At 60.6% G+C, this 13,581-nt stretch carries 14 protein-coding genes; 13 read left to right on the top strand and 1 reads right to left on the bottom strand.

The annotated features are described in order from the left end of the window. Window positions 1-5: 5 nt before the first annotated feature. The 6 genes from QZ656_RS18655 to QZ656_RS18630 all read left to right on the top strand — a co-directional run bounded on the left by QZ656_RS18655 (window position 6) and on the right by QZ656_RS18630 (window position 4,348). A complete protein-coding gene (locus QZ656_RS18655; protein ID WP_291994790.1) occupies window positions 6-293 on the top strand; it encodes a hypothetical protein in 288 nt (95 codons plus the stop codon). A 93-nt stretch (window positions 294-386) separates the two neighbouring features. After that, window positions 387-1,052 (top strand): ParA family partition ATPase, encoded by a 666-nt coding sequence (gene parA / locus QZ656_RS18650; protein WP_291994789.1) that lies wholly within the window; start codon window positions 387-389, stop codon window positions 1,050-1,052. Between the two features lie 249 nt (window positions 1,053-1,301). Then, window positions 1,302-1,709, top strand: a complete 408-nt coding sequence (locus QZ656_RS18645; RefSeq protein ID WP_291994788.1) for a hypothetical protein — start codon at window positions 1,302-1,304, stop codon at window positions 1,707-1,709. 231 nt (window positions 1,710-1,940) lie between these two features. After that, window positions 1,941-2,579 carry a DUF47 family protein gene (locus tag QZ656_RS18640; RefSeq protein ID WP_291994787.1) on the top strand — a complete coding sequence of 213 codons (639 nt, stop codon included), beginning with the start codon at window positions 1,941-1,943 and terminating at the stop codon, window positions 2,577-2,579. 13 nt (window positions 2,580-2,592) lie between these two features. After that, window positions 2,593-3,606 carry an inorganic phosphate transporter gene (locus QZ656_RS18635; RefSeq protein WP_291994786.1) on the top strand — a complete coding sequence of 338 codons (1,014 nt, stop codon included), beginning with the start codon at window positions 2,593-2,595 and terminating at the stop codon, window positions 3,604-3,606. Window positions 3,607-3,712: 106 nt separating this feature from the next. After that, the gene (locus QZ656_RS18630; RefSeq protein WP_291994785.1) at window positions 3,713-4,348 is read left to right on the top strand and encodes a DUF47 family protein; all 636 of its coding nucleotides are present in this window, start codon (window positions 3,713-3,715) and stop codon (window positions 4,346-4,348) included. A 273-nt stretch (window positions 4,349-4,621) separates the two neighbouring features. Here QZ656_RS18630 and QZ656_RS18625 read toward each other — a convergent pair whose 3' ends face one another. After that, the gene (locus QZ656_RS18625; protein ID WP_291994784.1) at window positions 4,622-5,047 is read right to left on the bottom strand and encodes a universal stress protein; all 426 of its coding nucleotides are present in this window, start codon (window positions 5,045-5,047) and stop codon (window positions 4,622-4,624) included. A gap of 200 nt (window positions 5,048-5,247) precedes the next feature. On the opposite strand from QZ656_RS18625, the gene QZ656_RS18620 reads away from it, so the two are divergent. The 7 genes from QZ656_RS18620 to QZ656_RS18590 all read left to right on the top strand — a co-directional run bounded on the left by QZ656_RS18620 (window position 5,248) and on the right by QZ656_RS18590 (window position 12,950). Then, window positions 5,248-6,492: a citrate transporter gene (locus QZ656_RS18620; protein ID WP_291995253.1), complete on the top strand. Its 1,245-nt coding sequence runs from the start codon at window positions 5,248-5,250 to the stop codon at window positions 6,490-6,492. Window positions 6,493-6,576: 84 nt separating this feature from the next. Continuing rightward, window positions 6,577-7,071, top strand: coding sequence for a hypothetical protein (locus QZ656_RS18615; RefSeq protein ID WP_291994783.1), 495 nt, complete (start codon window positions 6,577-6,579; stop codon window positions 7,069-7,071). A 549-nt stretch (window positions 7,072-7,620) separates the two neighbouring features. Beyond that, window positions 7,621-8,301 carry a TIGR00153 family protein gene (locus QZ656_RS18610; RefSeq protein WP_291994782.1) on the top strand — a complete coding sequence of 227 codons (681 nt, stop codon included), beginning with the start codon at window positions 7,621-7,623 and terminating at the stop codon, window positions 8,299-8,301. A 104-nt stretch (window positions 8,302-8,405) separates the two neighbouring features. Continuing rightward, window positions 8,406-9,668: an inorganic phosphate transporter gene (locus QZ656_RS18605; RefSeq protein ID WP_291994781.1), complete on the top strand. Its 1,263-nt coding sequence runs from the start codon at window positions 8,406-8,408 to the stop codon at window positions 9,666-9,668. Window positions 9,669-9,843: 175 nt separating this feature from the next. After that, window positions 9,844-12,024, top strand: a complete 2,181-nt coding sequence (locus tag QZ656_RS18600) for a metallophosphoesterase (protein WP_291994780.1) — start codon at window positions 9,844-9,846, stop codon at window positions 12,022-12,024. Window positions 12,025-12,256: 232 nt separating this feature from the next. Further along, entirely contained in the window at window positions 12,257-12,460 is a 204-nt protein-coding gene (locus QZ656_RS18595; protein WP_291994779.1) for a SlyX family protein, read from the top strand. A gap of 205 nt (window positions 12,461-12,665) precedes the next feature. Further along, complete coding sequence (locus tag QZ656_RS18590; protein ID WP_291994778.1) at window positions 12,666-12,950, top strand: hypothetical protein; 285 nt, start codon at window positions 12,666-12,668, stop codon at window positions 12,948-12,950. Window positions 12,951-13,581 lie beyond the last annotated feature (631 nt).

Here is a 13,581-nt window from a genome sequence, read left to right as displayed (position 1 = left end):
TGCTCATGCGGCCCCTGGAGCAGCGTCCGGCGTTTCAGCAGTGGCTGCAGCAAATCTGGCACCACCAGGACGCGCAGATCGAGAGCTTGGTCGGTCGGCCGGCAGCGCTGATCGACACGGGACTGATCAAGCAAGCACCGCTGTGGCAGCGTTTTCCGATCGCCATTTCCGTCGCCGTGGCGCTCATCAAGCATCTCTTCGGTGGGTCGTCTGACGCCTCGCTGCGGGCTTTGATTATCGGGCCGCTGGGAATTCCCGGCGAAAGAAAAAAAACCGCACTTTATCGCCCGTAGCAGCCGTTTTGGTCTGCTTCACTTTTTTTTTGTAGTGCATAATTGCCGCTTATGCACACCTACCTCAACAACTCGTCCTCCGCGGCTGGATCGATGGCTTCGTCATTGGGTCGGGTCGTCGCCGTCGTCTCGCAAAAGGGTGGCGCCGGCAAGACCACGGTGGCCATGCAGCTGGCTGGCGGTTTCCATGCCCTGGGCGCTTCGGTGCTGCTGGTCGATCTGGACCCTCAGGAGAGTGCGTTTCGCTGGGCCGAGTCGGCGCCTCTGCTCGACTCGGATCTGCAGCTCGACGTGCGCAAGATGTCGGGCCTCGAACTGATCAAGCACGTCGGCGAACTGCAGCGAGAGGCCGACTATGTCGTCCTCGACACACCGCCGTCGATCTATCACCCGTCGACCCTGGCGGCGCTGGCGGTGGCGCATCTGGCGCTGATTCCGGCGGTACCAAGCCCGACCGATCTGTGGTCGACGCTGGCCGTCGAGCGACTGATCCTCAATCGCATGGAGCAGAGCCATCGCCTGCACGGGTGCATTCTTCCCAACCGCGTACAGAATACCGCACTGGCTACTGATGTCCTTGAACTGCTGCATGAATTCACCTTGCCAATCCTTGATGCGATGCTCTGCCAGCGTAACGCCTACGCGCAAAGTGCGGTGATCGGAGCATCCGTTTTTCAGCTCGGTTCCGGCGCCGAATCTGCTCAGAAAGAAGTTCGTAGGTTGACCGCGGAAGTTCTCAAACAACTGGGAGAAAAGTGATGACCCCCCCCCCCTCGCACCAGCACCAACAAGACGGCCCTGCGCGCCAGTCTGAAGAAAGAGGACGATTCACTGGCCGATCGTCTGGCGGCGACCGACGCGCCGCTCGGGACCACGGCGCCAATTGAAGCTCCCGCGGCTGTTGAAACTGCCAGCGCGCCTGTCGCCTCTGCCAGCACTCCGCCACGCAAGGCCGCGGCGAGGGGGGCCACCAGATCCGCTGCGAAAGCACCGGCAACGGCAGCAAAAGTGCCTGCCGGAACGCCAGGACCGGCGGCCGCCAAGGCGGCCGCAGTTGAGCCCGTGGCTGCATCGGCCGCAGTAAAGTCCACACCGGGGCGAACGAAAGCGGCTGGCGCAGTCGAAGTGGAGCCGGTAGAGCGGTTGGAGAAGGTGGTCAAGCAGAAGCGCGACAAACTCGTGCGCTACTCGGTCGAGTTGCTGAAGAGTGAAGAGGCGGCGATTGACGCCCTGCGCGACGAATTGTCCAGGGCCGCGGGTTGGGCGGCAAGCACGTCGGATATTCTGCGCGCTGGCGTGCGTACCTTCGCTGAGCAGAAGCTGGAGCAAATGCAGAAGCTGTTGGGCTCGTTGCCTGTGGCGACGAAAGGCAAGGGCGGCAAGAAAGACAGGAGGCGAAAAAAAGGCAAGAAGTAGCACTACAAGGCTGGATGTTGGGCTGATCGAAACGATCAGGTAGTCGGGCAATGAAAACACCCCGGAGTCCTCGCCGTTAAGGTGATGGACGTCCGGCCGCGAAGGGGCGGCCAGGGTCATTCATTGCCCGTATTTTGTGCGTTCGTGAAAAGAGTGCCGATGATCACTCGGCGTTGAATTTTGACTGAGGGGGGCTCTGGGGAGCGCCCACTATTAATGGGGGTAACTGGTATGTTTAGTAGTCTAATGCCGCAGCGCAGGGAATTTTTCGAGCTGCTTGCTGCGCACGCGGAACAGGTTGTCGCTGGGGCGAATGCGACCCTGCGTCTGATCAATGGCCTTGGCGACGGCAGTTCGGACTCGGCGGCGCTGGTCGCGGAAGTCAATCAGCACGAGCAACAGGGCGACCAGATCAAGGCCAAGGTAATCGGCCGGCTGCATCAGTCGTTTACGACGCCGATCAACCGCGACCAGATCCACGCGCTGATTACCGACCTCGACACGACGCTTAATGTCCTGCAAAGCGTCGCCAATGCCGTCGGTATGTACGGGATAAAGCAGTCGACGGTTGAAGCGCGCGAAATGGCGTCCTTGGGTGCTGACGCCTGCATGCGCCTCAGCCGCGCAGTCATGGCTTTGGGCGACAAGGCGCGTGGCGCGGAAACACTGAATCTGTGCAAGGAGATCGAGGACATCGAGTCCAAGGCCGACAAAGTGCAGCACAAGGCGATTACCGCCTTGTTCCAGGACGGCGCCAATATCTGGGAGACGATGAAGATGAAGGAGTTCTACTCGCTTCAGGAAGCCGTTCTCGACTCTTGCCAGGAAGCGGCGAAGATGATCGAAGAGATCCTGATCGAAAACTCCTGAGAGGTAGCGCAAAATGGAAGGCCTAAATATGAGCATCTGGACGCTCGCGTTGCTGATAGCAATCGCGTTTGCGTTCGACTTCATGAACGGGTTTCACGATGGCGCGAACTCCATCTCGACGATCGTCGCGACCGGTGCCCTGACCCCGAAACAAGCGGTGTTGTTTGCCGCGTTCTTCAACTTTGCCGCCCTGTGGGTTTTCCAACTCAAGGTGGCGGCGACCATCGGCAAGGGCACGGTTGACCCGAGCTTTGTCGATTATTACGTGATTTTCGGGGCCTTGATCGGCGCCTTGGCGTGGAACATCATCACCTGGTACTACGGCATCCCGTCGTCGTCATCGCACGCACTGGTCGGTGGTCTGGTTGGCGCGACGATGGCCAAGGCTGGCTCGGGCGCGCCGATTGTCTGGGAGGGTTTCGGGAAGATCCTCGCGTTTATCATCATTTCGCCACTGGTGGGGGTGATTATCGGCGGTCTGCTAATGGTACTGGTGGCCTGGGTCTTCCGAAACCAGTCGCCGTATCAGGCCGGCAAGTGGTTCAAGGGAGCGCAGTTGTTCGCTGCCGGTGCCTACAGCCTGGCGCACGGCGGTAACGATGCGCAGAAGACAATCGGCATCATCTGGCTGCTGATGATCACCGCTGGCGTGGCAACCAAGGACGTCGGGACGCTGCCAACCTGGGTGATCTACGGCTGCTATTTCATGATTTCCTGGGGTACCTATCTCGGCGGTTGGCGAATCGTCAAAACGATGGGAACCAAGATCACCAAGCTCAATGCCGTCAGCGGCTCGTGTGCGTCGATGGGTGGCGCAGTCACTCTGGCGATGGCGACTCTGGGTGGTATTCCGGTGTCGACGACGCACACCATCACCGGCGCCATCATCGGTGTCGGTGCGGCGACCGACGTCAAGGCGGTGCGTTGGGCAATCACTGCCAACCTGCTGGTCGCGTGGGTGTTGACGATTCCCGCTGCCGGACTGATCGCGGCGATCTTCTGGTATATCGGGACGAAGTTTCTGTAGGTCCGCGGCGAGCCGTTGATAGCGATGGACGCCCCGCGAAGGGGCGTCCCTTTGAGCCAGTCATCACTGGTTACAAGAGTTGCAACCGAATATTGAGGGAGGTTTTATGTTACCGAAGCGGACTGAATTTTTTGAACTTCTCGAGGCGCACAGCGAGCGCGTTCTGGCCGGTGCCAGCGCCATGCTGCGCCTGGTTACCAGTCTGGGGGTCAGCAAGCACGACGTTGCCGCGCTGATCGAGGAAATCAACATGAACGAGGCGAGTGCGGACCAGATCAAGGCCGCTCTGCTGACGATGCTGCACAAGTCCTTCGTCACGCCACTTAACCGTGAGCAGGTTTACGCACTGACGATCGATATCGACAATGTGATGAACGCGGTTCAGGATGTCGCACAGGCGGTTACCATCTACAACATCAGCGAGTCGAATACCGAGGCGCGCGAACTCGCTTCGATGACCGTCGACGCCTGCACGCGTCTTGCTCGTGCCATCGCCTCGTTGAAGGAAAGGGAGCGCAGCCAGGAGACCGTCAACCTGTGCGTTGAAATAGAGCGCATCGAAGAGAAGTCTGTCGCCGTCATTTACAAGGCGATCAAGAGCTTGTTCGCGACTGAGGGCGACGAGGCTGCCGCGCTGCGAGCGATGCGGATGCGTCAGTTCTATGCCCTGCAGGAGAAGGTTCTGCGAGCCAGCAAGAAGTCAGCGCAGACAGTTGAAGAGATCCTGCTCCAGAATTCCTGAAAAATAGCCGCGTCCGAGGACCTGAACCGTGCGGCAGCTGGTCGTTGGCTGTGCGCGCGCTTGCCTTGGCAATTTTGCTTGACGAACAAAGGCCATCCCGGACCTCTTGGTTTGGTCCTGCACCAGTGGGGCAGCCGGTAGTGACGACCACTTCCGGCTGTTTCCAGCGGCTGTAAGGCCGTTCTTTTCCGGTCATTCCGAAGCAAGTCGGCGGCGACCGCATGGCGCCGCGTTGGTGTCGTCGGCGCGATCCCCGTTAGGCTTCCCTGGCGCTTACTTGACCAGGGTGATAGGCAGCTCGCTAAGGCGCAGGACGCGGCTGCTTACCGAGCCGAGGATGGTGCTGGATACCGCGCCGAGGCCGCGGCTGCCCATCACGATGCCATCACAATTCTGCTCGCGGGCGACGCGGGCGATGGTTTCGGCAGTCGGCCCGATCTCCACGATCGGCGTGCAAGATATGCCGGCAGTTTGCAGTACGTCGCGACTCTGCTGCAGGACGTCGCCGCCCCGCGTTTCCTCCATCGCGGCAACTTCACTCCCGGTCAGGAAGCGGCGCACTTCCCAGTCGTCGACTGCGGGCTGGACGTTGAGCAGCACGGCCTCAATCGAGTGATAGAGTTTGGCCAGCGCGGCGATGTGCCGCACGGCACGGTTTGCGGCGGCTGAGCCATCGACGGCGACAAGCACTTTGTGCATGGCAAATTCCTTCAGCGGTGTGGACCCGATTGTGACTGGCGCGGGGGCGATTGTTGACGCCAGATTGCCGAGAAATGGCCTGCTTGACTCACCCAATGATAACCGGCAAGGTTACCATAGCGCCTTCAAGGATGGGGGGGCTTGTGATATCCACCATAGTTCGCCGTGCGTCGTGCTGCCGCCTGCTGGCGGTCGCCGCTCTGCTGTTTCTTGCGTCGCCGGCGCAGGCGGCGGACGGGCCGGAAGTGTTTGGCGTCCCGGTTGATTTTGTGCTGTTCGGAATCACGCTGCTCGGCGTTGCCCTGTTCCATCATCAGGTGGTCAAGGTGGCGCTGGGCGGTCTGGTAGTGATCTCGGTGTACAAAATCGTGTTCACCGGTTTCAAGAGCGGTGATGGCTTCGCCGGTTTTGTCGCCCACATGGGGCACGAATGGGTTCTGTTGGTCAACTTGCTCTGCCTGTTGCTTGGTTTTGCTCTGCTGGCGCGCCATTTCGAGGATAGTGGTGCTCCCGATGCCCTGCCCAGCTTGCTGCCGTCAAGCTGGCTCGGGCCCTTTGTGCTGTTGCTGATCATCTGGACTCTCTCCGGCTTCCTGGACAATATCGCCGCTGCGCTGATCGGCGGCACCATCGCCGCTGGCGTCTTCAGGCGCCGGCTACACCCCGGCTACCTGGCGGCCATCGTGGCCGCTTCGAACGCTGGTGGCGCGGGTAGTGTGGTCGGCGACACGACAACAACGATGATCTGGATCGCCGGCATCAGTCCGTTCGAGGTCATGCCGGCGTATGTCGCCGCCGTCGTGGCGCTGGTGGTGTTCGCCATCCCGGCGTCGCTGCAGCAACATCGCCACCAACCGATCGTGCGCGACTTGCACGCGGCGCATCACATCGACTGGGTCCGCCTTGGCGTCGTCGGCTTCATGCTGCTTGCCGCCGTCGCCACCAACGTCACAGTCAACCTGAACTTCGCTGCCTATGCCGATCACTTCCCATTTCTTGGCGTTGCCGTGTGGCTGGCCTTACTGCTCGCAGCGCCGCTTCGCAAACCGGAATGGCGTTTGTTGCCGGACGCTTTCAAGGGGTGTGTTTTTCTGCTCTCCCTGGTCGCTTGCGCATCGATGATGCCAGTCGAAAAGTTGCCGCTGGCTTCGTGGCAGACGACCCTTGGCCTGGGTTTCGTGTCATCGGTTTTCGACAATATTCCGCTTACCGCGCTGGCCTTGAAGCAGGGTGGCTACGACTGGGATTTTCTCGCCTTTGCCGTGGGTTACGGCGGCTCGATGCTGTGGTTCGGATCTTCGGCGGGGGTGGCGCTGGCGAGCCTCTTTCCCGAAGCCAAATCGGTCGGCAAATGGCTGCGGCATGGCTGGCATATTCCGGTTGCCTATCTCGCCGGCTACTTTGCGCTGCTGCTGATTGTCGGCTGGCATCCGAAGGCCGGATAAACGGCTTTGCGGCCAGATGAGGGTCGTTGGCGGGGCGCAATCGAGCGGATATTTCTCGATTGATGAATAACTGACAGGATGATGATGGAACGTTTCGTGGTAGGTAAGGAAGAAAAGCGCCGACGCTGGATCAACGTCGGTTGGGGTCTGCTGTTCAGCGGCGCGATCATTGCCACAGTCGCCTTCGAGCACCAGCAGGACCCCGAGCGCTACGGGGGCTTCCTGCTGTGGTCGGTTGCTTCGCTGCTGGGCGCGGCGAATCTGGCCAACGTGTTCTTTCTCTTGCGCTACTTGCGTTTGATTGGCGATCACTGCCTGGAGCTGGTGCCGGGCAAAGTAAGCGCGCGTGGCAGACCGGCGCGGCCGGGCAAGCTGCGCTTCCTGACCGCCGGCAAATGGACCGAGCTGGAGCTCGAGCAGGTGACCGCGCTCCGTTTGTTCAAGCGCTGGGGCAAGCTTCGGCACATTCAGTTGTTGCTCAAAAACAATCGTGGCATTCGCCTGGAAGGCTACCAGGACCTGCCGCGCCTGGCGGAGAGTCTGCAAAGCGAGCTACCGGGTGGCAAGTTGATGTCGTGAATCGCAGCTGCGGGGCGGCAGTCGCTTGCTGCCTTGTGGCGCCCGCGCCCGTGACCGTTTGAGCGCGAGGTGCTGGTGGCGCAGGCAAGCGCCGCGGCAAGGCGACGAACGTCGCTGCGGTGGCCCGGTGGTCAATAGAACGGCGCACTGCCAGAAAACAACGCCGCCCCCATCGCGGCAAGTCCGCCTTCTGAACGCACCGACGCAAGCTCTGTTGGGAAGCGTCGCGCTGCTCGCAGAGCCGCCCGTCGGGTCGGGCGCATACTTCGAGTGCACCATAGTGGTGCGTCTTTCCCAAGTCGCATATATGGTCTCCGAGCGCTGCCGCCAGGCCGCCAATTTTTCGCCGAGTGGCGAAAAAAATTCACGTTTTCTGGTACTTGCAAAAAAAACAATGCTTCGGGTTGCCCTTTAGGAGGCATTTGAGACTACAATTTGTAACGGACTTTTAAGCTTTTGTAAGGCGCTGAGCGAGCTGCTTTGCGGATCTTCGTTCGCGCTGCACAAGGGCATTTTTTCAGTTTTCTTATCAACGATAGCGGAGGAAAGATGTTATCCACCAATCCGATGGCGGCCTTGTTCGGCAAGTCACCTTTCAAACCCATGCAGAAACACATGCGCATCGTAACCGAGTGCGTCGCCGAGGTGCCGGCTCTGTTCAGTGCCGTGATCGAGCAGGACTGGGCGCAAGTCGAAGCGCAGAAAGACAAGATTTTTGTCAAGGAAGGCGAAGCCGACGCGCTCAAGAACGATCTACGCGATCACCTGCCGAGAAGTATGTTGCTGGCCGTTGACCGACGCGACCTGCTGGAGCTTCTGGCGATGCAGGACTCCATCGCCGATACCGCGCAGGACATCGCCGGCCTGCTCGTCGAACGCAAGATGGAAGTGCCGCCAGGGATGGCCGAGCCGCTGATGAGGTTCGTTACGCGCTGCGCCGAGACCTGCGAACAGGCGCACAAGATCATCGAAGAACTCGACGAACTGCTCGAGACGGGTTTCCGTGGACGTGACGTCGACCGGGTCAACGTCATGGTCCTCGAACTGGGCCAGATGGAAAGCGATACCGACGTGATGGGCATGTCGCTCAGTGGCATCCTGTTTGCCCAGGAAGACAGCATCAAGCCGGTGTCGGTGATGTTCTGGTACCAGTTGATCCAGTGGGTCGGCAATCTGGCCGATAACGCCGAGAAGGTCGGCGACCGCTTGCGTCTGCTGATCGCCCGCTGATCGCAGCAAGTCAAGAGGGTCGGCAAACCTCGTCTGTAGCCCAGTGTTCGCGATCCTGGGCCCGCCGTTCACGTGTCACCAAAAACTACCTCTAAAGGTGCAAGATGGAAACTATTGCGCAACACCAAACTATATTTTTAATTCTGGCTTATACCTTCGGTCTGTACATGACCTGGGGAATCGGCGCCAATGACGTCGCTAACGCCATGGGTACTTCGGTCGGTTCAGGGGCCCTCACGGTCAAGCAGGCCATCGTCGTGGCCGGCATCATGGAATTTGCCGGTGCCTATCTGGCAGGTGGCGGCGTCGCGTCGACGATCTCGAAGGGGATCATCGACGGCAAGGTCTTCGAGCCGGTACCGGAGCTGCTGATGCTCGGCATGCTGGCCGCGTTGTTGGCGGCGGCGATCTGGCTGATGGTCGCCACCATGCGCGGCTGGCCGGTGTCCACCACGCACTCGATCGTAGGCGCGGTCGTCGGCGTCGGCGTCGCGGCGGTCGGTATGGACGCGGTGCAGTGGGACAAACTGGGCGAGATCGTCGCCAGCTGGTTCGTTTCGCCGGTCCTTGGCGGCTTCTTTGCCCTGCTGCTGACCTTGAGCATCCGCAAGCTGATCCTCAACACCGAGGACCCGATCAGCCAGGCGCGCAAGTGGGGACCGTTTTATGCGTTCCTCGTTGGTTGGCTGGTCTCGCTGGTGACCATCATCAAGGGCCTCAAGCACATCAAGATCCATCTCGGCGCGACCGAGGGGCAGATCCTGGCGGTGGTTATCGGCGTCGGTCTGGCGATCGTCGCCAAGGTGATGATGAATCGCATCAAGACCGACGAACGCGCGGACAAGGACTTCCACTACGCCAGCGTCGAAAAGCTGTTCATCCCGCTGATGGTGTTCACCGGCGCGGCCATGGCTTTCGCGCATGGTTCGAACGACGTTGCCAATGGTATCGGCCCGATGGCCGCGGTGATTCAGCTGATCGAGACCGGACAGGTGTCATCCAAGTCGGCGGTGACGCCGTTCATGTTGTTCGTTGGCGGTATCGGTATCGTCATCGGTCTGGCGACCTATGGCTACAAGGTAATGGCCACCATCGGCAACAAGATCACCGAGCTGACGCCGACGCGTGGTTATTGCGCGACGATCGCCGCGTCGTTCGTCGTGGTCCTTGCTTCGGGTCTCGGCTTGCCGGTATCGACCACGCATATTGCGGTCGGTGCGGTGATGGGTGTCGGACTGGCGCGCGGTATCGGTGCGCTCGACCTGCGGGTCATTGGCGGGATCATTGTCTCGTGGTTCATCACCGTGCCGGTCGGGGCGATTCTGGCGGCTATCATCTTCTATATCCTCAAGGCGATCTTCGTATAACCCGAGACCGCTCCGTCCTGGCGGCGCCTCCTTGCGGGGCGCCGCTTGTTCTTCCGCCGACTGACCATGCCGTGACCTTTCAACCATGCCGGATTTGCCCACTCAAGTCGTAGAGGCTTTGCAGCGTTTCAAGGGAGTCGAGTTTCCGAAAGACGTCCGGTTTCGCCAGATTCTCGTGACCGGCCCCCCCGGTGCCGGCAAGAGCACGCTGATCAGGCGTCTCGGGGGCTGGTCTGAGGAAGGGTATCTCGATATCAGTCGGAAGCATTGGTGGCGATCCGAACTGCTCTCGATGCGGCCGCGAGAGATTCATCTGGGCCTGCCTTTCGTCGGTCAGACCAATGCGCTGTCGGTCTTCGATCCGCAGTTTCTTGACCACGACCCCTTACCTCTGGTCGATCTTGCCCGTATCGCCTTACCTCCCAGGCAGTTGTTCTTCCTTTCGGTCGACTGGTATCGACGCTACGTTTTCGAGTTTCTTCTGCCTCCTGCAGAGTTGGTCTTCGAACGACGTACCGAGCGTGCTCGGCGCAGCACGCACCCGGTAGACGCGCAGCTGAGTCTGGCGATCTGTAGCGCGCAGACCGAGATCTTCCGGCAAGTCGCCGAGCATCTGCACCGGAAGGGGTTTTACGTGTACACCCGCGCGGGGATAGAGAATCTGCCGCAGCGTTTTGTCGATCCAGCCGGTGATGTGGTAATCCCTGCACGGCGGCGGCGGCGCTTCACCTGGTCGAACGTCCTGGCGCGGCTGAAAGCGATTTCTGCGAGATTGGGCTTTGGCGTCGGTCGTTACCTCAAGTTGCGCGATGCCTATCGCCTCGGCGACACCAAGGTGCGCGTCAACCTCGAAGGTCGGCCGATCGAGATTACCCTTGGTCTGGATGACAAACGCCTGCGGCTTTATCGCGAGACACGAATGGACCACAACGGCCAGGCGGTCAAACTGGACAGTTATCTAGTCATCGATCCCGATACCCATCTTCGCCAGCTCGGCGGTTTTCTGCGACTGACCCCAAAGAGCTGGTTGGTCCTGGGCTCCGACGATCTGCTACAGCAAGCGATCTTTGATTATCCGCCAGCCGTCGATGGCCATCATTTGGCCATGATCTACGGTCGCGACGGCTTGGTTTTCCGCAATCTGAGCGACGCCGGGACGACGATCGCTCCAGTCGCCGAAGAAGCCCGAGTGGTCCGCATGAACCGCTTGCGGCGTTTGCGCAATCGCCGCAAGGTACGCAATGCCGATGCGTCATCGGTCGTGCGCCTGCTCGCAGACGGCAAAACTATCCGCATGGGTCGCTTGTGGCGGCTGCGCGAGATTTTCGGTGGACCGATCGAATTGCTGCCAAGAGAAGACGCGCTGGCGCTGATCGAGCAGGTCAATCGCATGATGGCGAGCGAGATTTATCGTGCTACCGACGAGCGGGGATTGCCGGGTGGCCTGCTGGCGTTGCCGCGGTCGCTGACGCCGATCGTTCTCGCCGACATGCACGCGCAGGTTGATAACCTGCTGACGGTGTTGACCCAGAACGCCTTCCTCGAAGCTCTGGAGGACGGCAGCGCTGCGCTGGTGATCCTCGGCGATGCGGTACATTGCGAGGTGGACGGGCAACTACGGGCGATGGAAAGCTCAATGCTGATGATGGACCTGATCTTTCGCCTCAAGCTGCGTTTCCCGGAGCAGGTGTTCTACGTCCGCGGCAATCATGACTCGTTTTCCGAGGACATCGCCAAGGACGGCGTTCCGCAGGGCTTGCTATGGGCCAGGGAACTGAGCGAAATTCGCGGTGCCGTTTACCAAAAGGCGATGCGCGAGTTCTACCGGCTGTTGTCGTACGTTGTCGTCTCCCCCGATTTCTTCGCCTGCCATGCGGCGGCGCCGAAGAGAAAGGTCAGCAGGAAGATGCTGGTGAACATCTATCAGTACCCTGAACTGATTCCGGAGTTGATCGCCAATCGCCTGCAAAAAGCCAGCCGGCCGCAAGGTTACAGCCGGCGCGACGTCAAGCACTTCCGCAAGCGCCTCAACCTCGACCCGGAGACCCCTTTTATCGTCGGTCACACGCCGATCGACCGCGAGGATACCCTGTGGTCCAACGTCGATGGCATCGACCACCACCACGTCCTGTTCAGCGCCAATCCTCGGCACGTGGGCGTATTTACGCGCGTTGGCGAAACGATGGTGCCGCTGACCTACGCAGTGGACGAATTGACGCCGATCATCAACGCCCTGAACGTCGAGCCGCCGCTGCTGGCGGACGCCAAATTGCCCCCGGGTGACGACGACGATGATCAGGCCCCGGCCCACGAAGTTGTCGCCGAGCCGGCCAGAAAGTGGCGGTTTGGCGCCTAACGGTCATCGCTGTCGAGATCCGTCGAATCATGGAAGTCATCGCTGTTTCCCGCGCTCGTGGGAAGTGCGATTTCTGAGTAGCGAACGCGAACTGCACGGTAAGCCTTGTTGATCGCTCACTGGCCGGCTGCTGTGGACAATGCAGCAGTCGACCGTAATCAGCGCCAGCGTTGATCTGGTCGTCGGAGTCGTGTCTGCGACTTGCGGATCAGTTGTGGCAGAGGAGTCAGTCATGGAACGTCGCCTTAACGATCTTGAAGTCAGGATCAATCTTGCCGAGGATCTGGTTGAGGAACTCAACCTAACGGTCTATCGGCAACAGCAGCAGATCGACTTGTTGCAGCAGCAACTGCGCCATCTCTACCGGCAGCTGCAGGAAACACCGGCGACCACCGACTCGCGCAATCCGCTCGACGAGCGTCCACCGCATTACTGAGCGCTGAAGGCGTGTGGGTCGCTGTCGCTCGCGGCGATCTGGGCGCAGGCCGTGCTGGCGCGCTGGTGCTGGTGATGCGTGGCCCTTCAGGCATTGTTGCGCATCCCTGCCGGATTCTTCCGAATTCATGTCAACCGCTGCCGCCAGCGAGCGTTATGCGCTCCATGGGTGGGAAGCAAACAAGAACCTTCGACAGGAGAGAAAAATGGGAAGCCTGAGCAACGAGTCGTTTGACCAATTCCTTGATTCACTGAAGCAGGCTGGTGTGGAGATCAGCAACGAGCGCGAACTACGCGAGCGCCTGGCCGAAGCGCAGCGTTGGCGTTTCGCCTTTGCCACTCTGGCGGCCAATGGCCGGCAGTTGGGGATTCGTTTCCAGGACGCCAGTTGCGGTGCCAACGAGGCCGACATCCACCGCGCCTTCGCGCGCTTCCAGTTCCCCGAGCAGTTGGAAACGACCTTTGCCGCCAGTCTGCGAGCCGATCACTGAGTATCGGCTGGTTTCGTATCGGCGACGACCAGCACCACAGAGTCTGCCGATCCTTGGGTGATTCCGGGGTGTCGGAGAATGAGAAGGCCCGCTTTATCGCGGGCCTTTTTTTCGCAACGCTGGCGTGGGTCAGAGGCGATTGTCAGCCGCCGCGCTTTTCACCGTCGTGGCGAAGGCTTGGCGGAGGGCGCGACGACCACACGACCGACCGGCGCGCGACGCCTTGACTGTCGGTTCCAAGCGGGCGGGCCTTCGCGGTCTCGCGATCGTTCTGTCAGGAGGTCGCAAGCAGGGCCCCAGGGGGGCTTTCGCGGGCCACTCCGGACGCTGCTGGCGGCTGGCGATCGGCCTTGAACGCTGGTTATCTCGCGTTCGAACGAGGTCGCCGCAAGCTGGCCTTCAAGCTTGTTGGACGACGCCTGCGCGGTGAGTCATAATGTCGCCATGAACGAGTCCCCCCCCCCCCAAGATCCGCGTCGTCGGCTCCGTGAACTCCTTGCCATCCCGGAGCGCGATCGCACTGATCCGCAATGGGACGAAATTATCGAGCTTGAAATTACCATGGCCCCTGGCAACCGTGAGTCCGACAGGCCGTCAGACCGGCCGCCCGGGCAACCGGACCGGCGCCAGG

The organism is Candidatus Accumulibacter sp. ACC003 (assembly GCF_907163085.1).
Lineage (GTDB): Bacteria > Pseudomonadota > Gammaproteobacteria > Burkholderiales > Rhodocyclaceae > Accumulibacter.
Note: the sequence above shows the minus strand (reverse complement) of the source record. Positions and strands in the feature narration are given on the sequence as shown.